Origin of the sequence: Pontibacter sp. H249, assembly GCF_037892465.1 — a bacterium.
In the GTDB taxonomy this organism is placed as follows: Bacteria; Bacteroidota; Bacteroidia; order Cytophagales; family Hymenobacteraceae; genus Pontibacter.
The window spans coordinates 283,981-308,089 of the sequence record NZ_JBBKTR010000003.1 but is presented as its reverse complement, the minus strand read 5'-3'; the positions used below and the strand labels follow the sequence as shown (position 1 = coordinate 308,089).

Here is a 24,109-nt window from a genome sequence, read left to right as displayed (position 1 = left end):
TTCGCCTTACATGCGCCTTCCTTTTTTACTACTGCCGTTTCTGGTACTTCTGTTTCTTGCTTTACCTGCTGCTGCACAAAATAATACATTAAGTGGCTATGTGCGTGCTGCTGCAACCGGTGAGGCTTTAATAGGAGCTACTGTTGCTATACCTGGTGCAGGTACGGGCACTATTACCAACGAGAGCGGCTTTTATACTTTGTCGTTGCCAGCAGGCAGTTATACTTTAAAGGCCTCCTACATTGGTTATAATGACTTTAGCAGTAACATTAGTGTAACAGGTAATCAAACACTAAACATTGTTTTAGAACCAGCCAGCAACGAGCTTCAGGTTGTAGAGGTCGAGGCCCTGACACTGCGCCAGAAGCTAAACGACACCCGCATGAGCGTAGAAAAGCTTACTACAAAGGAAGCAAAGCTGCTGCCGGCTTTGTTCGGTGAAGTAGATCTTATCAAAACGCTGCAGCTAAAACCAGGTGTACAGTCTGGCGGCGAGGGTTCCTCGGGGCTTTACGTGCGCGGCGGCGGCCCCGATCAGAACCTAGTATTGCTCGACAATGCTTTGATCTACAACCCCTCACACCTGTTTGGCTTTTTCAGCGTGTTTAATTCTGATGCCATCAAAAGCGTAGAACTATACAAAGGCGGCTTTCCGGCACAGTTCGGGGGCAGGCTATCTTCTGTGGTAGATGTAGACATGACATCAGGAAACAACGAACGCATTCAGGCTACCGGAGGCCTGGGCCTTATCTCCTCCCGCCTTACTTTGGACGGGCCGATTGTAAAAGATAAAGCTAATTTCCTGATCTCGGGACGCAGAACGTATGTAGATGTTTTTACACGCCAGATAAACCGCTTGAGCGAAGACCAACCAGACTATAACCCCATACCAGATTACTATTTCTACGACCTGAACGGTAAGTTTAATTACAAGCTGGGCGAGAATGACGAATTAACGCTGAGCAGCTACTGGGGCCGCGATTTTTTTAAATTTAAAGACGACGACTTTAAATTTGGTTTTGACTGGGGCAACAGTATGGCGTCACTTAACTGGCGACACAAGTATAATGATAGGCTCTACAGCAACACCTCTGCCGGCATCACCAGCTACAGGTATACCATCAACAACGAAATCGACATCTTCAGTTTTTCGCTCAGTTCTGATATAGAGGATTATACTTTAAAAACCGATTTCGACCTATTTCTGTCTGGTGGGCACAGCCTTAAATTTGGTGGCAGCGCCACACGGCATAACTTTACCATTGGCCGCCTTAACTTCGACTCAGAAGACAATAGCCAAACCTTTAGAGCAGGCAGTAACTTAACTGCTACCGAATTTGGTGCTTATATCGCCGACGATTACCAGGTAAACGCACAGCTGTCGCTTAACTACGGCCTTCGCTTTTCAGGCTTTAACAACGGTAAAACATATTTTGCCTTAGAGCCACGCCTGGCCGCCAAGTATAACCTTACCGAGAATACATCGCTAAAGGCAAGCTATGCCAGCATGATGCAGTACGTGCATCTTGTTGCCAACTCCGGTGCCTCGCTGCCTACTGATATCTGGTATCCATCTTCAGACTATGTAAAGCCTCAGCGCTCGCAGCAGGTGGCAGCAGGTATTAGCCAACTGTTTGGTAATGGCAAGTTCTTGTTCACCAACGAGGTATATTATAAATGGATGGAGCGCCAGATCGATTTCCGTGATGGGGCCAACTTGTTTGTGAACGATGACCTGGAGGCAGAGTTTCTGTTTGGCAAAGGTAAAAGCTACGGTAATGAGGCTTATATCGAGAAGATAAAAGGCAGAACAACCGGCTGGATAGGCTATACTTTATCCTGGACCTACCGCAAGTTCGACAGCGAAAACCCTGGGGATGTTATTAATGACGGCAGGTGGTTCCCGACACGTTACGATCGCCGCCACGACCTGAGTATAGTACTGCTGCACCAATTGGGTAAACGTATTAATCTGACGGGTGCCTTTACCTACGGTACCGGAAATGCTTACTCGTTGCCGGTGGCCAGGTTTGCTTTCCAGGATGTACAGGGGCAGCGGGCCTCTGTGGTGCCTATTTACTCAGAGCGCAACGGTTTCCGGCTTGCACCTAACCACCGCCTAGACCTAGGGCTGGTATTAAAGTTAAACCCAAAACGCGGCAGCTCCGACCTTACTTTTAGCGTGTACAATGCCTACAACAGGCGCAACCCATACTTTGTGTATTTTGATCAGATCGAAGATGAAGATTCAGGCCAAACGCTGAAATTCCAGGCGAAACAGGTATCGCTGTTCCCGATTATTCCATCTGTAACTTACAACTTTAAATTCTGATGAAAAGAAGTCTCTCTATATACTTTTTCCTGCCGGTGTTTCTACTTGCCACAGCCTGCGACCTGGAACAGGACATTGAGGTTGCTTTGCCGGAGCACGCTCCCCAGCTGGTAGTGGAGTGTTACCTGCAGCAAGGCAAAACTTTTAAGTTAGCGGTAACAGAAAGCGCATCTTATTTTGATGACCCCGAGTTGCCACTTGTGCCGGATGCAGAGGCTTTCATCACACATAACGGCCGCCGCATTAAGCTAACTTATAATCCGAAAATAGGTGAGAATGGGACCAAGTACTATACCCATAGTTCTACTGAGATTATGCAGGGCAAACCCGGAGATATCTTTGGTTTAGAGGTTTTTGATAAAAAAGGCCGGAAAGTAACAGGTTTTACCAAGCTACTACCAACAGTATCGATTGAGGAGGTGGAATGGAAGTTCAATGACAAAGAAAAGGCTTACCTGCTCACTTCATTCCAGGACGCGCCAAATGTAAATAATTATTACCGTTATGTTACGTACATAGGTAAAACAAGCACTAAAGCTGATCGCGATTTTACATTGGACGATGATTTAACAGACGGCAAACGAACCTCTATTGGCTCGGCTTATGACTATAGCCGCAACGATACCATTGTTGTGTCGCTGTACCACATCGAAAAGCAGTACTACGATTTTCTTGGCTCAGTTGATGATGCCAAGAGTGCCAATGGCAATCCGTTTGCTCAACCTTCTAAAATCAGATCATCGGTTCAAGGAGGCATTGGTATATTTACCAACTTAGCATACCACCGTAAAACGGTTATTATTAAGTAGACTGTTTCACAGCCAGTATATTACAGACAACCACTCGCAATACAAGCCTGAAAAAGAAAGGGCGGAGTCATTATCTCCGCCCTTTTATACTTTAATACAAGTTATACTTACTGCTGCTTGATTAGCTCTTTTATCAGTAGGGTCATGCGTGGTTCTGCAATGGCAGCAGCTTCTAAAATGTCCGCTAAAATCACCTTTTTAATTCTGTCTGGTGTACCCATATCCGTAATTACAGACACAGCAAATACCGGCATACCCATGTGGCGTGCGGCAATTACTTCCGGCACCGTAGACATACCCACCGCATCGGCTCCAATAACACGGATGTAGTTATACTCTGCAGGGGTTTCCAGCATTGGGCCCGGTACGCTGGCATACACACCCTCTTGTAAAGTAAAGCCTGCGTCTTCGGCAATCACCATCGCCTGGCGCACCATTTTCTCATCGTAGGCATCACTCATATCCGGGAAGCGTGGCCCCAGTTCATCAAGGTTTTTACCTAAAAGTGGGTTGCTTGGCTGCAGGTTAATATGGTCTGTTATCACCATCAGGTCGCTGGTGTTAAGTGCTGGGTTAAGGCCACCAGAGGCGTTAGAAACAAACAGCTTTTTAACACCCAACAGCTTCATAACACGCACCGGAAACACCACCTGATCCATGGTATAGCCCTCGTAATAATGGAAGCGGCCTTGCATTACTACCACAGCTCTGCCTGCCAGCTTACCGAAAATCAATTTACCAGAGTGGCTCTCTACTGTTGATACCGGGAAGTTTGGGATTTCAGCATAGGAAATGCTGTGCTCTATCTCTACATCGTTTACCAGCGCGCCTAGGCCGGTGCCAAGTATAATTCCAAACTCTGGAGAGAAGTTACCAATGCGGTGCTGCAAATAGCTAGTAGACTCCTGTAATAGCTGCATCATATCTTTAATTTTGAATAACTAAATGAGTGAATAAAATTTTGTGTTTGCCGGCGCGAAGTAACAAGCTTGATCTAACAGTTAAAATGATATTCATCATGCCTTATACTTTACGCTTTGCATTTCATTTTATACTTGTCAGCCCGTGCAACCAGCTGCTAAAAGTATAGGCTGGCAAGTTGCAAAAAAATAGCAAGCCCTAAAAGCAAAAGCGCCTTCGGGTATTATACCCAAAGGCGCTTTTTATACTTCTCCAGAGCTGCTGAGTTGTTCACTCGTTCACTCCATCAGCCATTCGAAATTACTGTATGCTTAGCTCGTACGGCATGCGGGCCTGTACGCCTTTCAGGTTCTCAGCTTTCTTGTATAGCTTGTAGTATGGGTAAAGCTCGCCTAACTCTGCTTTAATAGACTGCTCTTTTACCTGAGATCCCATGCCACCTAAAAACTCATCCAGAAACGATTTACGTGCAGGAAGCTCCTTCAGACGGTAATCATCTTCTATACCGGCTCTTTTAGCGGCAATGGCAACAGCAGTTTCAAGACCGCCATGCACATCTATTAGTTTACGCTGCTTCGCCTCAATACCAGACCATACTCTACCAGAGGCATACTCTTTCAGCTGGTCCTGCGTCATGTTACGGCCTTGTGCTGCTTTGCTTGTAAACGTCTCGTAGATCATGTCGATCTGGTTCTGCACAATTTCCTTTTCCTGTGCCGTCATTGGGCGGGTAATGGTTGGTGCTTCAGAGAACTTGCCTGTGCTTACGTGATCCACGGTAATACCCATCTTCTCGTTCAGGAAGCCCTGTATGTTCGGGATTACACCAAATACACCTATACTTCCGGTAATGGTGTTTGGGTGTGCCACAATCGTATCGCAACCCATGGCCATGTAGTAACCACCAGAGGCAGCCACATCAGACATAGAAGCTATTACCGGCTTTACCTTGCGGGCCAGCTGGATCTCACGCCACATAATATCTGAGGCAAGTGCACTACCACCCGGTGAGTTGATGCGCAGCACAATAGCTTTCACATTCTCATCCATGCGAGCCTCACGGATAGCATCGGCATACTTGCGGCCACCAATGTTGTCTTCGTCACCTTCACCGTCCACAATATCACCTTCTGCATAAATTAGGGCAATTCGGTTTTTAGAGGTGCTAGCGTTCTTGTCTTTTACTTTTTTATACTTTGACAGCTGTACCAGTTCCAGCTTGTCTTTCTCTTCTTTGCCGGTTTTCTCTTTTATAAAGCTAATGGCCTCATCAAAATAACCTATGTCTGTTACCAGTTTGTAGCGCTTGGCATCCTCTGGGTTACGCACCAACAGGTTGTCCTGCACATTCTTCAGCTCAGCTAACTCAATGTTTCTAGCCTTGGCAATGTTCTGCAACTGGTAATTGTTGATAGAGTTCAGGAAAGAGTTTAACTGCTCACGGTTAGCATCGCTTGCTTTCTCCAGGAAGAATGGCTCTACGGCACTTTTATAGGTACCAACTTTAAAAATCTGTGCCTCAATGTTTAGCTTATCCAGCAAGCGCTTAAAGAAAAACAGCTCTGAGCTCATGCCGTTAAACTCTATCGTACCCATCGGGTTTACATAGATTTTATCAGAAACCGAAGCTACATAATATGCCTTCTCCATCGATAGGTCTGTGTAAGAAACTACAAACTTGCCTGATTTTTTAAAGTCTATCAGTTCGTTGCGTATTTCTTCCAGCTTACCCATGCCGGCATCTACAAACGACATATTCAGGAAAATACCCTCAATGTTATCATCGGTTTTAGCCCTGCGGATAGCTGCTTTAATCTGGTCAAGTCCATCAGAGCTGGAGAAGCCACCAAAAGAGAAACCGAGCTCTGCAAACGGATTTTTAGGGTCACGTTCTTTTATCGGTTTATCCAGTTTAAGCTCTAGTACAGAGCCTTCTTTGATTTTTACTTCGTCGTCGGAAGCTGCGCTGGCGGCAATGCCAATCAGTATGAGCACACTGATGAAGAAGAATATGAGCAGGCCAACTATGGTTGCCAGCACATATTTCAGGAAATTCAACATATAGTTTTTAGGTGTTTGTTATACTTTGATAAATGTGATGCTATACGTAACCTCACAATACAATAAACAAAATTAACGCATATAGTTCAACACCTTCTTCCCTTCTCGACTAACCTATGCTTTTTATAGACTAACTTAATTGAGTTAGAAAATTTGAGAGGTAAAATTTAAAGAATTAAGGCAACTTAAAATATTTCGGAATATCTCTGAGACTACCAGCCCAATACGGTTTCATGTTAAGGTAGCGTCTTCTAAAGTATACCAGCGCCATAATTCCGATGATAATAATAATACCGCCAAAACTGTGCCCTGACTGCACCCACAAAATGTAAAATGCTATCAGCAGTACTATCGAAAGTATAAATACTATTCTGTTCATTAATTCCAAACGCTCTAACTTCTTAATACCTATACTTCTTACCCCACTGCGCCTGCAGCTGCTTTAGCATGTCGCGTTCGCGGGCGTTGTTGCCAGGTTGGTAAAGAGCGGTGTTGCTTAGCTCCTGTGGCATAAATTCCTGCTGCACAAAGTTGCCTTCGTAGTCGTGAGCATACTTGTAATCGTTGCCGTAGCCAATTTCTTTCATCAGCTTGGTTGGCGCGTTGCGGATGTGCAGCGGCACAGGCAGATTGCCCGTTTGCTGCACCAGCTGGCGCGCTGTTTTAATGGCCTTGTAGCTGGCGTTACTCTTCGGCGAGGTTGCCAGGTACACCGTGCACTGCGAAAGTATAATTTCTGCCTCCGGATACCCGATCATCTGCACCGCCTGGAAACAGGAAGTAGCCATAAGCAGTGCGTTTGAGTTAGCCAAGCCAATATCTTCTGAGGCCGCGATCAATAAGCGGCGGGCAATAAACTTAGGATCTTCGCCGCCCTCTATCATACGGGCTAGCCAGTACACAGCAGCATTCGGGTCAGAGCCGCGAATAGACTTGATATAAGCAGAAACCAGATCGTAGTGCATCTCACCGGATTTATCATACATCACGATATTCTGCTGCGCTACCTGCTTTACCAGTTCGTTTGTTACCACTACCTCATCGGCTTTTATACCTTCGGCCACGATCTCGAGCAGGTTGAGCAGTTTACGGGCATCGCCTCCGGATATAGTTAGCAGTGCTTCGTACTCCTGCACCCGCACCTTACGGTACTGCATCCACTCGTCCTGCGCCAGCGCCTTGTCTACCAACTCTATCAGTTCGTCTTTGGTTAGGTGCTTTAAAATATACACTTGGCAGCGCGACAGCAAGGCCGAGATCACCTCAAACGATGGGTTTTCGGTGGTAGCACCCACAAGTGTTACCGTACCTTTCTCTACAGCGCCCAGTAAGGCATCCTGCTGCGATTTGTTAAAGCGGTGAATCTCGTCGATAAACAGTACTGTACCCTGCCGCTTCTTCGCCTGGTCTATTACCTCGCGGATATCCTTTACTCCAGAGTTGATGGCACTCAGGGCCACAAACGGCACCTTCATCTGGTTGGCGATAATATTAGCCAATGTTGTTTTACCCACACCCGGAGGTCCCCACAAGATCATACTTGGTATCACGCCACCTTCTATGTAGCGGCGCAGGATACCGTTTGGTCCTACCAGGTGCTTTTGTCCGTAATATTGGTCTAAGTTGTGTGGCCGCATGCGCTCGGCCAAAGGTATGTTCGGGTGAATCATCTGCTCTCTGTAAAAACCCTAATTTACGAAAAAAGGCCGTGAAGTGCTGAAACTAACGCAAAACAAAAAGGGCTGCGAAATCGCAGCCCTTTTTGTTTCAGTATCCTAAACTATAGTTTACTTTTTGATAAATTTCAGAATTGTAGGTTTACCTTGAGCATCTGATACCTGAATAAAGTATAAACCAGTTGTTGTCTTGCTTTCCAGATCCAACAGAACTGTACCATTTCCATTTGTAGTGGTTTGGGTTTGCCATACTTTACGGCCTGCGGCATCTGTTACTGTTACCTGTACCTTCCCAAATTGCTTCAATCCATCTATGGCTACTTTACCGTCGGTAGTAGGGTTAGGGTAAAGTATAACCTTAGGTGCTATTCCTGGTAAATCAGCAATTGAGGTAGAGTTCAGAATTGTGAGCGTTGATGTAATGGAGCCATAATAGTTCTTATCTACTACTGTTACCACAACATCATAAACCCCTGCAGCAGTTGGCGCTGTTTCGGAGCCGTTGTAGGTTACCTTGAGTGGCAACTCCTGAGGGAATGTAAATATAGTCAGTTGCTTAGGCTGTCCGTCGTATTGCTGCTCAAGGTTAGAAACTGTTATCGAAGCCTCAGCTTTGTTAACGGTTAAAGTAGCTGCCTGGTAAGCAAAATTATAGTTTGCCGCCTGACCTCCTGAAAGTGTTATAGGATATGCTCCAGCATCGCTGTTTACTGTGGCGGTTGTTGCTGCAACAGGAGCAACTTCAAGTACAGAGGCGCTTTCACCATTAACAAAACCATCGTACGTATACGTTAGCTGCGGGTTTGGCTGTTCGTATACCCTGCTCTTGTTCTCTGCCCTTACAATCAGCTCCTTTTTAGCAACAGCAAAGGTATGCTCCACCGGTAAGGCTGCCGTATACTGCTCGTTTCCAGCCTGAGTGGCTGTAACACGAACTGTGCCGGTGCCAGTAATGGATAGCTGCGGATTAGCTGCTGTACCCGTAATCACAGCCGGACCTGTTACTGCGTAGCTAATGTTCAGATTAGCTGAAGAGGTGCCAGGAAGGCTTACAGCGGCATCGCCATAAGTCTTGTTACCAGGAGCCTGCAGGGCTATAGACTGGCTTAGCTTATTGATGCGAAGGGTCCCGTAAATTTCACCATAATAGTTTTTATCTGTTACCGTTACCGCAACATTGTACGATCCGGCAGCAGTCGGTGGTGTTTCAGAACCGTTGTAGGTAATGCGAAGCGCTATGCTATTCGGTAAGGAAAACACTGTCACCTCTTTTGGCTGTCCGTCGTAGGTTTGCTCCAGGTCAATTAAGGTCAGAGCAGCAGGTGCCTTCGTAATGGTTAATGTTCCGTTTTGGTAAGTAAAGCTGTAGTTGGCTGCCTGCCCACCTGTTACCGTGATCGGGTAAGTACCCACATCACTAGCAGACGTTGCAACTGTAGCAGCAACCGGTAGTGTTTGTAGCTTTGATGAATTTTCGCCTGCAACAAAGCCCTGGTAGGTAATTGAAAGCTGCGGATATGCCTCACCGTATACGCGCTCTTTATCTTCTGCTATTACTACGAGTAACTTCTTAGCAACGGTAAAGGTATGCTCTACAGATGTAGCTTCATTATAGTTCGCGTTACCTTGCTGAGTGGCAGTCAGACGAACCGTTCCTGCACCAGTTAAAGTCAGCTGTGGGTTTGACGCTGTGCCTGCAAGCGTAGCCGCTCCTTCAACTTGGTAGGCAATAGTTAAGCCAGCAGAGGAAGTGGCAGGTAAATTAATCGGAGCATCGCCGTAGGTTTTATTGCCTGGTGCCTGCAAGGCGATAGTCTGATTAGCTTTGTTGATGCGAAGAGTTCCGGCAATAAAACCGTAGTAGTTCTTATCTATTACCGTAACCATTACATTGTATTCCCCCACAGCGGTTGGTGCTGTTACAGAACCATTATAGGTTACCGTTTTAGCAACATTGTGAGGTAACGCGAAAACCATCACTTCTTTTGGCTGTCCATCGTACGTCTGCTCTAGTTCGGCTAAAGAAAGAGCAGTTGGGGCCTTAGTGATTGTAAGCGTACCTGATTGGTAAGTTAAGCTATAGTTAGCGGCCTGACCTCCCGATACCGTTATTGGATAAGTGCCTACGTCACTGGTAGAGGTAGCCGCTGTATAGGCAGAAGGTAAAGCTGTGAAAACAGAAACTCCCTCTCCCGATACAAAACCTTGGTATGAGATTGATAGCTGCGGATAAGATTCTCCAAATACCCGCTCCTTGTCATCTGCCTTAACCAACAGTACCTTCCTCTCCACAATAAATGAACGCTCAACCGGCGTAGCCGCATGGTAGTTTCCGTTATCCTCTTGTGAAGCTCTCACATAAACTGTACCTGTCCCGGTTAAGGTTAGCTGTGGGTTAGCTGCTGTACCGGTGATAGTAGCAGGCCCTTGTACTGTATAGTTAATATTCAGGCCAGCTGAAGAGGTCGCAGGTAAGCTTATCGGAGCATCTCCGTAGGTTTTGTTACCAAGCGACTGTAAAGTAATTGTTTGATAGGCTTTACTAATGGAAAGTAAAGAAGTATAAGAGCCCTGATAGTTTTTGTCAACCACCGTAGCTACTACACTGTAGGTTCCTGCTGCTGACGGAGCTGTTTCGGAGCCATTGTAGGTTGTTGTAACGGCTAATCCCTGTGGGGTAGTTTGTACAGTTACTTGTTTTGCCTGCCCATCATACGTGTGCCCTATGTTAGATATAGAAACCGAAGCATAAGCCTTCGCTATCGTTAGCAAGCCAGACTGATAGGAGAAGCTGTACTTAGAGGACTCGCCTCCCGAAAGGGTGATCGGATAGGTGCCGACATCACTAACAGAAGTTGCAGTTGTGGTCGCTGACGGAGCTGTTGTTATCGCAGTTGAATTATCCCCATTAACGAAACCATTATAAGTAACTGTTAACGATGGGTTTGAATAACCATAAAGACGGCTTTTGTTATCAGCCGTAGCCACCAGTTCTTTTTTAGCTACAGTAAAGGTGTACTCAACGGGAGTAGCCGCCAGATAGTTTGAGTTACCGGCCTGTGTCGCTACCAGGCGCACCGTACCCCCTCCGGTGAAAGATAGTTGTGGATCTGAATTTAAGCCGGTTTTCATTGCCGGTCCTTCAATAGTATAGTTTATACTTAAGCCAGCCGAGGAATTGGCCGGTATGCTGATCGGAGTATCCCCATATGTTTTATCTCCAGGTGACTGCAAAGTAATTGTCTGACTAGCTTTGTTTACTGTAATAGTGATGTCTTTATAAGCATAGTTATAATTAGCATCACCATTAACTACGGCTCGGATTGTAGCAGTACCAGTACCAATAATTGATATCCTTTTGTTACCTTCACCGGACATGTTAATGGCTATGGACGATGTAACCATAGAGTAGGACATCGCACCTGTTGAGTTAGAAGTTGCTGCCAAGTCAAAAGGTGCATCGCCGTAAGTCTTTGTGATGTTCTCAAAGTTTTCTATCACAGCATCGGACTTTACCCCTTTACCAGCCAGACTTACTACTATTGAGCTTCTGTTTGCATCGTTAGTAGTTATGGTCATCGAAGCTGATCGGGAATAAGCTGCAGTAGGCTTAAAAATAACTTTAAATGTAGTTGATGCGCCCTCTGCCAGCGGTGTTACTGTCTCACTTTGATCTACAGTAAAATCATTAGGATGATTACCAGAAATACTTATGCCTGTTATCTCTAGTGGAGCAGCACCATTGTTATTAACTGTGAACACTACCTCTTTTGTGCCGCTCGGTAAAACAGCGTCTCCAAAATTGTAACTACTATAGTTAATTATCTCCGTAGTTCCCTGTTTTATATTAACAACAGGAACACCTACACGATTATAATACTGCACTCTGTTATTGTTCTGATCGACAACAAAAACCCTTCCTTCAGAGGTTACTGCAACACCTGTAGGCTCGTGAAACTCACCGGCCCCAATCCCTGGCTTGCCTGTTTCTATTAGAAGATTACCGTTGCTATCATATTTTTGCAGCTTGTGGCTATATTGATAGATTGTAGTATAGATATTACCATATGCATCTTCTGCAATACTATTATATTGGCTACCATCTACTCCAAAACTTTGAATAAAACTACCGTTCAGGCTAAATTTCTGGACCCTAGAGAAATCAACAACCAATAATTGTCCATCTTTACTAACAAGGATACCTGATGGATCATCAAATTGGCCGTTATTAGAACCAAATTGGCCAAAAGACATAATATGATTGCCTTCAGAGTCAAATTTATGTATTCTATCATTCTGCGTATCTGCAACATATACGTTACTAGATGCATCAACTGCAATTCCTCTTGGAAAATTTAATTGGCCATTACCTGTACCATAACTTCCCCATTGTTTTAGATATACACCTGTAGCGCTGAACTTCTGAATTCTGTTATTGTACCTATCTACAACATAGATATTACCATTTTTATCTACAGCAATTCCTGAAGCGTGATTAAACTGCCCGTTACCGGTGCCAGGGCTACCAAACTGCATTAAAAAATTTCCGTTTTTGTCGAACTTCTGAACAAGGCTGTTATCGGTAACATAGATGGCATCTGATGCATCTACAGTTATACCTTCAGGATAGACAAACTTTCCACTACCATTATTGGTACCGCCCAACACCAAACCTAATTGGCCATCCTGATTGAGTTTTAAAACCCTGTTGCTCGCAACATCCGTTACATACAAGTTGTTAGAAGGGTCTAGAGTGATACCTTCAGGGCTTCCAAAAGTTGCATCAGGAGTTACCCCAACTATACTTTTGATAAAGGCGCCATCACTGCCGAACTTTTGAATACGGAAATTACTGTCTCTCCCGTCTCCAACGAAAAGAGCACCATCAGCAGCAACAGCTAAGCTTTTGATAACACTAAAACTACCCTCTCCAACTTTTGACAGGAAATTACCAGCGCTATCAAATTTCTTCACATGCCCCCAATGTGCATTCCAGCCACCGCCCATTACATAAATATTACCAGCTGCATCAACAGCTACATCCTGAGGAAAGTCTAAGTAGCCATCTGTTCCTGATGTTCCTCCTATACTTTGCAGAAAGTTACCCTGAAGATTAAATTTTTGGATTCGGTTGTTTTGAGAGTCGGAAACATATAAAAAGCCACCTTTGTCAACAAAAACACCCAATGGCTGCTGAAACTGCCCATGTGCTGATCCCGTAGTTCCAAATTCCAGAATAAAGTTACCTTGATTATCAAACTTTTGTATCCGGTTGTTAGCACCATCCGCTGCATACACAAAGCCATTCTGATCTACAGCAATACTGTTTAAGTTATCAAATTTACCTTCAGCCCTACCGCTGTAATTAGGCCTTCCATAACCTCCAAAAGACAGTAATAATTTACCATTACTATCAAACTTTGAGATGCTTCGGTTTGAATGATTTACAATAAAAATGTTCCCATTTGCATCTACAGCCACATCTCTTGGCCCACTCAATTGAGCCAAGCCTTGCTGCATGGCTCCTATCTCGCCAGCATAAGTGTACTTATACTGTGCCTGGGCAGAAGAAAAAGCAAAAAGAAAGTATAAAAGCAGAAGTGGCCTTATACTCCTCAAAATCTGTGTAAAGGTTGTTTTCATAAGCTACTCATTATTTGTATGAATTATAAAATTGTTATCCATACAAATATATAAATATCTTAATATAACAACAGGTGTCACAGCACATAAAGTGCAACGTACATCACACTTAAAGTGAGGATACTACCAACATAACATGATACAAGAAGTACATAGGCCCCGGCTTAAAACATATGTCAAACCTGTGTCTTCAGCTAATGTTGTTAACTTGTTTTCACTCTTCATGAGGCGGTTCAACTTTGTTCTCTCTTTGCAGCTGCTGCTGCACCGCCTCGCTTTTCTTGCGCAGCGCCGGCACCTTCATTGGGCTTTTGTCTGGTCTTTCGTCGCCGAACAGTACCCCCCATTGCCTAAAGCTTTTGCTGCGGTCGAAGATGATCTTGAGGATGGCAATGATCGGTAGCGACAGAAACATACCTGCGATACCTGCCAGTTCTCCACCAACTAAAACGCCTACGATAGTTGCCAGTGCATTTATCTTAACCTTAGAGCCTACAATACGTGGCATCAGAATATTATTATCCAGGAACTGCACACCGGCAATAGTGCCCAGCACAGCAAAAATTGGCCAAAGCTCCGCCGATGATGCCAGGGTGAGCAACACGCCTATAATGTTTCCAAGCAAGGCACCCACGTATGGTATCAGGTTCAGGAATGCAAAGATTAACCCGATGAGTATAGCATGCTTAATGCCAATGATCAGCAATATGCCACCTAGAAGTACGGTCATGTAACTCACCTGTATCAGCAGGCCAAACAGGTAGCTTTTAATTATGGCCTGCATTTCATGCAATGCTTCCCCCACACGCCTGTGAGACTCCTCCGGAAACCAAAAAAACACGAAGCGCAGCAGCAGGTTACGGTAAAACAGCATCAGGAAAATATAGATAGGCAGTAAAGCCACAAAAACAAACACCGAGGTTACGGAAAGCGCTGCACCACTCAAAAGTCCACCTGCATAGTTTAGCAAGCCACTGCTACGTGTTTTAATAAACTCCATTTGCTCTTCTGTAGAGTATGGCGAGTTCCGGCCAACCCACTCACTGAGTGCAGTGAAGTGGTTCATTACGTTATTCTGTATCGTCGGGAAGTCCTTAACCAGGCTGCTGATCTGATATGAGAAAAACCAAATAATTAATCCGCCAACAATAATAAGAGCCAACAAGCTTGCAGCAATAGCCAGCATCTCCGGAAACTTAAGTCGCCGGCAAAAGAACCGATAAAGCGGCAACAGCATAATACTGATAAAGAATGCCATAAGTATAGGCGCTAAAATATTATTGCCCAATACTATTATCCAACCAAGGAAAAAGAGGCCCATTACCTCTATTGCACGCCTTACAGTTACCGGCATATTGTTCAAAAATTCCATATTAGATGCTATCTCAATTAGTTTCATCCTTATACGGAGCAAAACAAATTAGCACGTACCTTTGCCCCATGAACAGACAGGTGCAGGTGCATGGGGCGCTTTTTTTAGTGGCATTGATTTATGGAAGTAACTATAGTATAGCCAAAGAGGTAATGCCAGCGTATGTTGGGCCTTTTGGGCTGATTGTAATACGAGTGGTATCTGCGGCTATCTTTTTCGAAATTTTTGCCCGAATGGTAGTAAAGGAAAAAATTGTGGGTTGGGCAGATAATGTGCGTGCCATACTTTGCGGCATTACTGGCATCGCTGTGAACCAACTGTGCTTTTTTGCCGGCCTAAACTTAACCGTTCCTATTAACGCGGCTCTGCTGATGGTAATAGTGCCTGTCATTGTGCTAATCTTCTCGGCTATACTTCTAAAAGAGCGTGTAGGCTGGCGAAAAGTATCGGGCATTATTGTGTCGTGTGTAGGTGCCTTACTGCTTATCTCCACCTCCAGCAGTGCCAGCACACCCGGCAACATCTGGGGCGATATCCTGATCATTGTGAATGCCATGTCGTTTGGTATGTACCTGGTGCTCGTAAAGCCGCTGATGCAAAAGTATAAAGCCATTACCATTGTCAGCCGTATTTTTACTGTGGGAGCCATTATTGTTATCCCTTTTGGGTGGCAGCAGCTACAGGAGCCGGATTATAGCGCCTTCCCTTATTCTATTTGGCTGGCCATACTTTTTATGGTAGTGGCTGTAACTATTATTGCTTATCTGTTTAACACCTGGGCACTGCGTTACGCTAATCCATCGTTGGTGGGAGCGTATATTTACCTGCAGCCGGTGCTAGCCATACTTATTGCCGTAGGTTTTGGCAAAGATGTGTTTACGCTTCAGAAGGCTTTTTATGCATTGATGATCTTTGTGGGAGTATATCTGGTTAGCAGAACAAAGCAAAAGCTGCTAACAGAGCAGGAAAGCTAACTTTTCACCTGCTCCTGCTCCAGAATATGCTGCACAATTTTAACTGCGTGCACCCGTGAGTTCTCGATAAACCATACCCTGGTATCCATACCACCGCACACCACGCCGGCTAAGTACATGCGCGGCATGTTTGTTTCCATGGTTTCGGGGTTGTGTGTGGGGTGGCGCATGGCATCGTCTGATAGCGTAATTCCAATCTTTTCCAGAAACGAAAAATTAGGCTGATACCCCGTCATGGCCATCACAAAATCGTTAGGAATAGTTACCTTACCCTCAGGTGTTTGTACATCCACCTCCTGTTCTCTTATCTCTGTTAAGGTAGCGTTAAAGTATGCTTTAATGGAGCCTTCGTCGATACGGTTCTGCAAATCGGGTTTTACCCAATATTTTATACTTTGCAGCTCCGATTGCCTGATCACCATGGTCACTTCGGCTCCTCTGCGCCAGGTTTCCAGGGCCACATCGGCAGCAGAGTTATTGGCACCTACCACCAGCACTTTCTGCTTGTAAAAGTAGTGTGGGTCGTAGTAATAGTGCTTTACCTTAGGCAGATCTTCGCCGGGGATGTTCAGCAGGTTTGGTATATCGTAAAAGCCGGTTGCGATGATGATATGGCGTGCTTTATACTTTCCTTTGCTGGTGCTTATGCTATAAACTTCGTCATCAACTGGTTTTATACTTTGCACCTCCTCAAACAGCTCTATATTAAGTTCACTTACATCGGACACACGCCTGTAGTATTCCAGCGCCTCCATGCGGTTTGGCTTCGGGTGGATGGACGGGAACGGATAACCACCAATCTCCAGCCTGTCGGCAGTGGAGAAAAAAGTCATGTGCAGCGGATAGTTGAACAGAGAATTTACAAGGCAGCCTTTCTCAATAATCACGTAGCTTAAACCAGCTTTTTTCGCCTCAATACCACAGGCTAACCCTATCGGTCCGCCGCCTACTATCAATATGTCTAGTGTCTCGTCCAAAGTATAAATCTTTATGCTGTTACCTGTACCGCCTGCCTTGTGCAGCTAAGTCTTACTAAAATGTGTCTTTATGCCTGAGTTATACTTAGCGTACGCCGTGAGTAACGTTTAAACCCTATCAACAGACTTAAGCTTATAACGGTTGCGCCCGCCATAACGCCCATCATAGGCATGGCAGTGTTGTTGTGGAACGTACTTACTATTACAGATGCAATAGCTCCTGTTGCCATTTGGGCACTTCCCATTAAAGCGCTTGCACTGCCTGCATTTCGGGCAAACGGTGCCAGTGCCAGTGCAGATGCATTTGGCCCCAACACACCCAGGCAAAACATGTAGCTAAAGATAAGTATAAGCGAGCCTGGGGCACTCAGATAGCCAAAATAATTGCCTAACAGCAGCACCATTCCCACTACAAACTGAATTGAACCCGCACTCAGTGTTATCTGGGCTGAAGTTCTTTTTCGAAGCATCAGGTTGTTGAACTGGCTACCGGCAATAAAACCAAAAGCGTTCATCCCGAATGCCCAGCCAAATTGCGTCTCGTTTAACCCGAAAATCTCCATAAACACAAACGGAGAGCCTGAAATATATGCAAACATACCTGCCTGCGCCGTACTTACAGCAAACGCATAGGCCAGGAAAACAGGATTCTTCAGCACTGCCATAAATTCACCTAGCACACTTTTAGGTTTAAGCGAAATGCTTTTATCTGCGCCACGACTTTCGGGTAACATAAATACGATCAGGATCAGCACGGCCAGGCCAATGGAGGCAAGCACCACAAATATGTACCTCCAGCCAAAATGTGCCGTAACAAAGCCTCCTATTGTAGGTGCGATAATAGGCGCTACTCCCATCACCAGCATCAACATAGAAAAAGCCTTAGGTATATCCTCCACCGCAAAAACATCGCGCACTACAGCACGGCTTGCCACCATGCCCACACAGCCTCCTAAGGCAAGCAGCAAGCGCAGGGCAATCAGCCATTCAACTGTTGGTACAAAGGCGCAGCCAACGGCAGCCACCACAAATAAGGTAAGCCCGAAAAGTAACGGTTTCTTCCGTCCAAATCTATCCACCAACGGGCCATAAATAAGCTGCCCCACCGAAATACCTATGAAGTAACTTGTAAGCGAAAAGCCCACATGCGATATATCGGTGCGGAGGTCTTTGGCGATTGCCGGGAAGCCCGGCAGGTACATGTCTATGGCAAAAGGACCCAGCGCAGCTAAGGCGCCAAGTATAAGTATGATAATGTTTTGTTGTTTCTTAGTCATTTATTAAACAGCCTGGCTAAAGGCTAAAAACAAAGCAGACCAAAGTGTAACTATGGTCTGCTTAAGTAACATATTACAGGTCAATTCATTAATATTATATTGATTACCCAAACTCCTTTACTATTTCTGTAGCAGATAGTTTAGGCACATCAAAGTTAACAATGTATATACATTAAATGTTTAACCATTGTAATATTTTTGATGCAGCGGCTGAAAGCAAAGTATAGTTTAGTCTAACTCCAGCTTCATCACATACATGCCCCGATATTCCTCTTTCATGGCCTCAAAGTCTAGTGTGTAAGTGCCGCATTTCGTAAAGCCATTCTGCTCGTAAAAATCTACTGATTTGCTGCTGTCCATCGCCTTTAGCCAGATAACTTTTTTGCCTAGTTTTTGTGCATACTGCCTTGTAAAGTTTAGTACCATACGGCCCAAACCTTTACCGGAGGCGCTTTTGAGCAGGTAAATACGCTCCAGTTCCATTGCTTCCGCTGCAGTATAGCTATCCATCTCTTTGTGCAGGTTTAGCTTCAGAAAACCAACCAGTTCCTCCTCCGCATAAATCAGAAAGAAAGCAGCGTTTTCGTCTTCCAGTTCTTTTTTTAGAGCATCATCGCTGAAGCAGCGGTTTATATACCACATGCCGCCGTCGTGCCACAAGTATAAATAATGATCGCCGTAGGAATTGATGGCGATATCTTGTAAAATATGAATATCTGCGGTGGTGCAGGCTGTGATTTTGACTGTTGGCATGGGGCCTGAAGTAAGCTTTAAGAAAAATTAATGCTCAACTGCAATCATAAAATGGTTATCTGCTGATGCGTTGAAAGGTAGCTGCAAGTTAGCTAATTCTGTACAAAGCAACCGGATAAAGTAGTTGCACTGATTACTTAACAATTTGCATCCTTTACCACAATTCCAAACAAACCTTTTCTACAGATAATCATATATACAACTATACTATAAAGGCGCAGCACGCACTATAACTCCTAAAAATGCAACAAGTTACACCTCGTACTATATATAACCATACATTAAAACTATGAATCAAATAAAAGTATTAGCATACATGCTGATTACTGTATTTCTACTAGGTAGTTGTACAGGAGAAGGTTGGAGCCGTAAAGCAAAAGGCGCTGCCATAGGAGGCGCTGCCGGGGCTGCAACCGGAGCCGCTGTGGGTGGTACTGAAGGTGCTGTAGTAGGTGCCGCAGCCGGTACAGTGGCTGGCGGAGCTATTGGGCGCAAAAAAGACAAAAAGAAGGATAAAAAACGTTACGACAAATACAGAAACAAAGAACAAGGCAATAACAGGTAATAAAAACTAAGATCAGTAATATAGAGACGCAACATTCTGCGTCTCTTTTCTTTTTATAAATCAGGATTTAGAAAGATGCGCAGTTTTTTTTTATGAACAAACAGCATTTAACAAACCTGAAAGAGTCTGATTTGCTATACATCTACGACCGTTAGCGCAGACACTCGCAGGAGCTGCGCATGCTGCGGGGTCCAACCATCCTGTTCGTCATTTCTAATCCTGCTAATTCTGATTTAGACAGACAAAAAAGTCCTGCCAGTTTGCACCGGCAGGACTTCTTATTTATACTTAAAGCAAGTTATACTTTCGCTTTCGGCTTGCTATTGTTCCAGCGACGGTTACCGCCACTGTTGCCACCACCATTACGGGGTCCGCCAGCTGGCCTGTTATTGTTTGCGCTACCACTGGAATTTCCGTTACCAGAAGGCTTGTTACCCCAGCGACTTCTACCCCCGCTACCACCGCGCTTTTTCTGCTCTTTTACAGTGCTGGCTGCCTCGGCAAAGTCTTTTGCTGTCATCGGGTATGGGTGGTTCTCCACTACCGGCACCGACTTCGATATCAGCTTCTGAATACCTACTAGGTAAGCAGTTTCCTCGGCATCGCAAAACGAAAGTGCAATACCGTTTGCTCCAGCACGACCTGTACGGCCAATGCGGTGCACATACGTTTCCGGCTCGTTTGGCAGTTCGTAGTTAATCACATGGCTCAGGTCGTCCACGTCAATACCGCGTGCAGCAATATCAGTGGCTACTAAAACACGCGTTTTGCTGCTCTTAAAATTATCTAAGGCACGCACCCTGGCATTCTGTGATTTATTGCCATGTATAGCCTCTGCCTGTACTCCGGCTTTGGTCATATCTTTGGCAACTCTATCGGCACCATGCTTGGTGCGGGTAAACACAAGCGCACGATCAATTTCACCGTCTTTCAACAGGTGTATCAGTAGGTTCTTCTTATCAGACTTTTTAACGTAGTATACTTTCTGCTGTATGGTATTGGCCGTAGATGATACCGGAGTTACCTCAACCTTAGCAGGGTTAACAAGAATCGTATCTGCAAGCTTCATGATTTCCGGGGCCATAGTAGCTGAGAAGAACAGTGACTGACGCTTTGGTGGCAGGACCTGTATTACTTTTCTCACATCATGCACAAATCCCATGTCCAGCATACGGTCTGCCTCGTCCAGCACGAACAGCTGCAGGTGGCTCAGGTTAATGAACTTCTGCGCCATCAGGTCCAGCAAACGGCCTGGTGTCGCCACCAGTATGTCTACGCCTCTTTTTAAAGCATCGGTTTGTGGATGTTGCGACACGCCGCCAAAAACAACAGTATGCTTAAGGCCAGTATGCTTGCCATACGCTGCAAGGCTGTCTCCTATCTGTATTGCCAGCTCACGGGTTGGGGTAAGTATAAGCGACTTTATTTTTCTTGGCCCATTCTGTGGCTGCGCGTGCAGCAACTGCAAAATCGGAATAGAGAAAGCGGCTGTTTTACCAGTACCTGTTTGGGCGCATCCTAAGATGTCGCGCTGCTGCAGTATGTAAGGGATGGCTTGTGCCTGAATGGGAGTTGGTTTGGTGTATCCTTCTGTTTTAAGAGCGTTTAGGATAGGCTCTATCAGGTTTAAATTCTCGAATGTCATTAAATGATTTTTCAGTATGAAAGGCTGGCCGCACAGTTAAATTTATTGCCGGCGCAGCATAAGCTCTGATGAACAAGCGCTTTCAACTGAAAGTACAACACCATGTGTGTTCTTGCTCATCCTTTCCACCCTTAACCTATAAAAGAGACCAAAGGTTCTTTTAACGATTAAAGTATGGATAATACTAGTGCAAAGGTAAAGGTAAGTATGGTCAGTTCCTATATTTAGTTTCGGGGCACGATTTTGGACAGGTCACGACCTGTCCCTACAAAATAAATGGGTAGCATCCTTTTGCGTAAATAGAATCCTACCCATACCTGAATCTTAAAATCCTAGTCTTAGGCTATTGCTTCGTTCAGGCTTGGCAGTTTACCAAAACGGCGCAGCGTGTTAATGTGTGAGCGCAGAGCCTGCCAGAATGTTTTATTCTCCATGTAAGGTATCCCAAACTCCTCTGCAGTCTCTTTTACAATATGCGAAATAGCCGGATAGTGCACATGGCAGATGCGCGGAAACAGGTGGTGCTCGATCTGGTAATTCAGGCCGCCTACATACCAGTTTATAAACCTGTTATCCCGTGAGAAATTAACAGTTGTGTGCATCTGGTGTATAGCCCAGTCGTTCTCAATTGTGCCATTCTGGTCTGGCCGTGGATGGCTGGTGCCCTCCACTGTATGCGCCAGCTGGAACACTACCGTAAGCACGATACCCGCTACAAAATGCATCAGCAAAAAGCCAAGCAGCACATGTAAAAACGGAATACCAAACGCCACTACCGGCAGCACCAGCATGATACTGAAGTATAGAACCTTCATGGCGATGATCTTCAGCAGCATCTTTTTATTCTCTTTGTCGGAGTTAGAGTTAACGCCGTTTTTGATAAACAGAAAGTACTGCACAAAATCTTTGGCGATAACCCAGTATAGGGTTAACAACCCATAAAAGAAGAAAGCATAAAGCCACTGCAGCTTATGGTAAAACTTAACATTGGTGTGCGGCGAAAATCGGAGCACAAGCCTGTCCTGGATATCCTCGTCCATATCTACTACGTTGGTGTAAGTATGGTGCAGAATATTGTGCTGCAGTTTCCAGTTAAAAGCCGAGCCTCCAACCAGGTTTAAAGTATGCCCCATCCAAAAGTTTACACGCTTGTTGTTTGAGTAAGCCCCGTGGTTTGCATCGTGCATTACACTCATGCCTATACCTGCCACGCCTAAGCCCATTATAAACCATAAAAATAAGCTTACAGTTAAAGATGGCTGAAGAGTAAGAAGGAGAACAAATGGCACAACATAACAGGCTAACAGCACCACGCTCTTCACCACCATTTCCGTGTTAGCGTTTTTGGAGATGTTATTTTCAGTAAAGTATGCATCAACTCTTTTGCGCAGCGTTGCAAAGAAGATATTCTTGTCTTTTGAAACGAATTTTATTTTGCTCTTAGGCTTCATGAGGTGTTGTTTGAGGATTATATAAATCGGCCTCAACTAATTTACAAAAACTTTAATATTTTCAGATAAAAAGCATGGGCAGGCACTACTAAAAGCTAACAATTTAAGCATAAGTTCCGACAAAATCAGCATTCGCGCTTTAAATACGCTTCTAGGTACAAACAGAAAAGGCAGGTTTGCCACCTGCCTTTTCTGTTTGTAAGCCATCTTTTCTGTGCTCCTACCGCTCTCCTGCTTTCACAGCTTTAGAAGCAGACGGGTGAAATGCGGCTTCCACTATATCTACTTTTTCACTGCCCATGATGTAGCTTAATTTTATCCATCCTGTTTTGTAAGTGTCACCTTCTTTAAGCCTGATGCCCAAGTATAAAGTATTATAACTGGCAAGCGGGCCTTCGTAAAAAGTATGCACTTCGTCTGGCTTACGTTGATCAAGTAAAAACCCAGCTCCTCTTACCCACTGGAAATTTTTCGAGTTATCTTCCTGCACCATATCGTTTACCTGAAGCGCGGCACTCCAATGGCCTATAGAGATTTCTTCTTGCATATTCAGTAATACCTGGTTTGCCTCCAGCGCCCTTACGTAAAACAGATTATGTCCTCCACGAGAGTCAGAGACCAACACATTACCGAAAGAAAAATCATTCTTCCCGTCATCGTTAACATCCACCTGCGTAGGGGCTGTATACTTAAATGAGGAATTGATCTGTTTGTGTACATAAGTAAGAGGTTCTGTGAGCTCACCGTCTTCTTTATCGCAGGAGGTAAATGCCAGCGCCATAAACGCCAACGTTAACATTTTTTTCATAGTGGGTAGGTTATATAGTTTTAAACTTAAAGAGTTAAAAACAGGTACAACAGTTGCATTACTTTTAATAGTATTTAAATATACTTTCCGGCTGTTGTGCTTAGCTTAATTTTATTGCGCTTAGTACCGTTAAATTCTTCCTCCATTTTAAGGACTTCATTAGACTCTTTGCTAATCCAGAAAATAGCGTAGTTGGTTGAGCTATAGTCGATACGGAGCATCCAGCAGTCGGTAGAGGCGTTGTTTACAGTTTCCAGTTTTTGTGAGCCTACTACTTTATAGGCATAGTACTGTGGGCCTGTTCTGCTGCCCGGATGGTAAAAGTTGATCATGAAAACAGTATTGGCTTTCAGCGGCAGACTCTCAAAAAACTCCATATCCAGTTCCCAATCAAACGTAGGCTCCGGCGATGGCATAGTAAAGCCTTTAAAACCGTTGTTCTGCACCGAGTCTGCTCCTACTATTCTGTCTTTTTCAAAATTAAAGGCTGCCGTTCCGCGTGCCGAGGTGCTGGTTTGGTAAATGGGTGTGAAGTCTTTTTCGCAAATAGTAAGTATGCTTCTGTTAGAAAGTGTGTCGGTTCCAATCCAGTTTTGGCGAACTATCAACCGCTCTTTACCCCTATAATTCTCGAAACTTACGTTACGATTCCATAGCGATTGCCGAAGTACTGTTGGGGCTGTTGGTGTTTGCATGGTTACCAGATACTGGCGTGTACCGGGTTTTACCTGTTTTATGCGGATGTCTTTAGCAGTGATTCGTACCGTATCAATTTGGGCATAAGATACAGTGCATAGCAGCACTGCCAGCACGAGCAGGAGTGATTTTTTCATAGTATTTAGGTT

17 protein-coding genes are annotated in these 24,109 nt (G+C 44.8%); 4 read left to right on the top strand and 13 right to left on the bottom strand.

Annotation, left to right across the window (positions count from 1 at the left end; translation table 11 throughout):
• The first annotated feature begins 10 nt into the window (after nt 1-10).
• Together WG943_RS06120 and WG943_RS06115 are read left to right on the top strand one after the other, a co-directional pair.
• The gene (locus WG943_RS06120) at nt 11-2,332 is read left to right on the top strand and encodes a TonB-dependent receptor (protein ID WP_340407506.1); all 2,322 of its coding nucleotides are present in this window, start codon (nt 11-13) and stop codon (nt 2,330-2,332) included.
• Entirely contained in the window at nt 2,332-3,141 is an 810-nt protein-coding gene (locus WG943_RS06115; RefSeq protein WP_340407505.1) for a DUF4249 domain-containing protein, read from the top strand. The genes WG943_RS06120 and WG943_RS06115 overlap by 1 nt, the downstream gene beginning before the upstream one ends.
• A gap of 107 nt (nt 3,142-3,248) precedes the next feature.
• On the opposite strand, the gene WG943_RS06110 is transcribed toward WG943_RS06115, so the two are convergent.
• The 6 genes from WG943_RS06110 to WG943_RS06085 all read right to left on the bottom strand — a co-directional run bounded on the left by WG943_RS06110 (nt 3,249) and on the right by WG943_RS06085 (nt 14,700).
• Nucleotides 3,249-4,064 carry a purine-nucleoside phosphorylase gene (locus WG943_RS06110; RefSeq protein ID WP_340407503.1) on the bottom strand — a complete coding sequence of 272 codons (816 nt, stop codon included), beginning with the start codon at nt 4,062-4,064 and terminating at the stop codon, nt 3,249-3,251.
• 298 nt (nt 4,065-4,362) lie between these two features.
• The gene (gene sppA / locus WG943_RS06105) at nt 4,363-6,123 is read right to left on the bottom strand and encodes a signal peptide peptidase SppA (RefSeq protein ID WP_340407502.1); all 1,761 of its coding nucleotides are present in this window, start codon (nt 6,121-6,123) and stop codon (nt 4,363-4,365) included.
• A 175-nt stretch (nt 6,124-6,298) separates the two neighbouring features.
• Nucleotides 6,299-6,502 (bottom strand): hypothetical protein, encoded by a 204-nt coding sequence (locus tag WG943_RS06100; protein ID WP_340407500.1) that lies wholly within the window; start codon nt 6,500-6,502, stop codon nt 6,299-6,301.
• Nucleotides 6,503-6,524: 22 nt separating this feature from the next.
• Nucleotides 6,525-7,793: a replication-associated recombination protein A gene (locus WG943_RS06095; RefSeq protein ID WP_340407499.1), complete on the bottom strand. Its 1,269-nt coding sequence runs from the start codon at nt 7,791-7,793 to the stop codon at nt 6,525-6,527.
• Between the two features lie 117 nt (nt 7,794-7,910).
• Nucleotides 7,911-13,442 carry an MBG domain-containing protein gene (locus WG943_RS06090; protein ID WP_340407498.1) on the bottom strand — a complete coding sequence of 1,844 codons (5,532 nt, stop codon included), beginning with the start codon at nt 13,440-13,442 and terminating at the stop codon, nt 7,911-7,913.
• A 214-nt stretch (nt 13,443-13,656) separates the two neighbouring features.
• The gene (locus WG943_RS06085; RefSeq protein WP_340407497.1) at nt 13,657-14,700 is read right to left on the bottom strand and encodes an AI-2E family transporter; all 1,044 of its coding nucleotides are present in this window, start codon (nt 14,698-14,700) and stop codon (nt 13,657-13,659) included.
• A 182-nt stretch (nt 14,701-14,882) separates the two neighbouring features.
• On the opposite strand from WG943_RS06085, the gene WG943_RS06080 reads away from it, so the two are divergent.
• The gene (locus WG943_RS06080; protein ID WP_340407496.1) at nt 14,883-15,788 is read left to right on the top strand and encodes a DMT family transporter; all 906 of its coding nucleotides are present in this window, start codon (nt 14,883-14,885) and stop codon (nt 15,786-15,788) included.
• Here the strand turns inward: WG943_RS06080 and WG943_RS06075 are convergent.
• From WG943_RS06075 to WG943_RS06065, 3 genes are all read right to left on the bottom strand, one after another.
• The gene (locus WG943_RS06075; protein ID WP_340407495.1) at nt 15,785-16,765 is read right to left on the bottom strand and encodes a YpdA family putative bacillithiol disulfide reductase; all 981 of its coding nucleotides are present in this window, start codon (nt 16,763-16,765) and stop codon (nt 15,785-15,787) included. The two genes, WG943_RS06080 and WG943_RS06075, sit on opposite strands and share 4 nt — an antisense overlap.
• Before the next feature lie 68 nt (nt 16,766-16,833).
• Entirely contained in the window at nt 16,834-18,042 is a 1,209-nt protein-coding gene (locus WG943_RS06070) for a multidrug effflux MFS transporter (protein ID WP_340407493.1), read from the bottom strand.
• Between the two features lie 228 nt (nt 18,043-18,270).
• Nucleotides 18,271-18,795 (bottom strand): GNAT family N-acetyltransferase, encoded by a 525-nt coding sequence (locus WG943_RS06065; RefSeq protein ID WP_340407492.1) that lies wholly within the window; start codon nt 18,793-18,795, stop codon nt 18,271-18,273.
• Between the two features lie 289 nt (nt 18,796-19,084).
• Here WG943_RS06065 and WG943_RS06060 point away from each other — a divergent pair, with 289 nt between their 5' ends.
• Nucleotides 19,085-19,360 carry a YMGG-like glycine zipper-containing protein gene (locus WG943_RS06060; protein WP_340407490.1) on the top strand — a complete coding sequence of 92 codons (276 nt, stop codon included), beginning with the start codon at nt 19,085-19,087 and terminating at the stop codon, nt 19,358-19,360.
• 298 nt (nt 19,361-19,658) lie between these two features.
• Here WG943_RS06060 and WG943_RS06055 read toward each other — a convergent pair whose 3' ends face one another.
• The 4 genes from WG943_RS06055 to WG943_RS06040 all read right to left on the bottom strand — a co-directional run bounded on the left by WG943_RS06055 (nt 19,659) and on the right by WG943_RS06040 (nt 24,097).
• Complete coding sequence (locus tag WG943_RS06055; RefSeq protein WP_340407489.1) at nt 19,659-21,005, bottom strand: DEAD/DEAH box helicase; 1,347 nt, start codon at nt 21,003-21,005, stop codon at nt 19,659-19,661.
• A 338-nt stretch (nt 21,006-21,343) separates the two neighbouring features.
• Nucleotides 21,344-22,456 (bottom strand): fatty acid desaturase family protein, encoded by a 1,113-nt coding sequence (locus tag WG943_RS06050; RefSeq protein ID WP_340407488.1) that lies wholly within the window; start codon nt 22,454-22,456, stop codon nt 21,344-21,346.
• A gap of 220 nt (nt 22,457-22,676) precedes the next feature.
• Nucleotides 22,677-23,264: a hypothetical protein gene (locus WG943_RS06045; protein ID WP_340407486.1), complete on the bottom strand. Its 588-nt coding sequence runs from the start codon at nt 23,262-23,264 to the stop codon at nt 22,677-22,679.
• A 74-nt stretch (nt 23,265-23,338) separates the two neighbouring features.
• Nucleotides 23,339-24,097, bottom strand: coding sequence for a DUF3108 domain-containing protein (locus WG943_RS06040; RefSeq protein WP_340407485.1), 759 nt, complete (start codon nt 24,095-24,097; stop codon nt 23,339-23,341).
• Nucleotides 24,098-24,109: the final 12 nt, after the last annotated feature.

Bases quoted from the DNA above. Each gene is read 5' to 3' on its own strand.
- WG943_RS06120 (WP_340407506.1), top strand. From the start codon at position 11: ATGCGCCTTCCTTTTTTACTACTGCCGTTTCTGGTACTTCTGTTTCTT.
- WG943_RS06115 (WP_340407505.1), top strand. From the start codon at position 2,332: ATGAAAAGAAGTCTCTCTATATACTTTTTCCTGCCGGTGTTTCTACTT.
- WG943_RS06110 (WP_340407503.1), bottom strand. From the start codon at position 4,064: ATGATGCAGCTATTACAGGAGTCTACTAGCTATTTGCAGCACCGCATT.
- sppA (WP_340407502.1), bottom strand. From the start codon at position 6,123: ATGTTGAATTTCCTGAAATATGTGCTGGCAACCATAGTTGGCCTGCTC.
- WG943_RS06100 (WP_340407500.1), bottom strand. From the start codon at position 6,502: ATGAACAGAATAGTATTTATACTTTCGATAGTACTGCTGATAGCATTT.
- WG943_RS06095 (WP_340407499.1), bottom strand. From the start codon at position 7,793: ATGATTCACCCGAACATACCTTTGGCCGAGCGCATGCGGCCACACAAC.
- WG943_RS06090 (WP_340407498.1), bottom strand. From the start codon at position 13,442: ATGAAAACAACCTTTACACAGATTTTGAGGAGTATAAGGCCACTTCTG.
- WG943_RS06085 (WP_340407497.1), bottom strand. From the start codon at position 14,700: ATGGCATTCTTTATCAGTATTATGCTGTTGCCGCTTTATCGGTTCTTT.
- WG943_RS06080 (WP_340407496.1), top strand. From the start codon at position 14,883: ATGAACAGACAGGTGCAGGTGCATGGGGCGCTTTTTTTAGTGGCATTG.
- WG943_RS06070 (WP_340407493.1), bottom strand. From the start codon at position 18,042: ATGACTAAGAAACAACAAAACATTATCATACTTATACTTGGCGCCTTA.
- WG943_RS06065 (WP_340407492.1), bottom strand. From the start codon at position 18,795: ATGCCAACAGTCAAAATCACAGCCTGCACCACCGCAGATATTCATATT.
- WG943_RS06060 (WP_340407490.1), top strand. From the start codon at position 19,085: ATGAATCAAATAAAAGTATTAGCATACATGCTGATTACTGTATTTCTA.
- WG943_RS06055 (WP_340407489.1), bottom strand. From the start codon at position 21,005: ATGACATTCGAGAATTTAAACCTGATAGAGCCTATCCTAAACGCTCTT.
- WG943_RS06050 (WP_340407488.1), bottom strand. From the start codon at position 22,456: ATGAAGCCTAAGAGCAAAATAAAATTCGTTTCAAAAGACAAGAATATC.
- WG943_RS06045 (WP_340407486.1), bottom strand. From the start codon at position 23,264: ATGAAAAAAATGTTAACGTTGGCGTTTATGGCGCTGGCATTTACCTCC.
- WG943_RS06040 (WP_340407485.1), bottom strand. From the start codon at position 24,097: ATGAAAAAATCACTCCTGCTCGTGCTGGCAGTGCTGCTATGCACTGTA.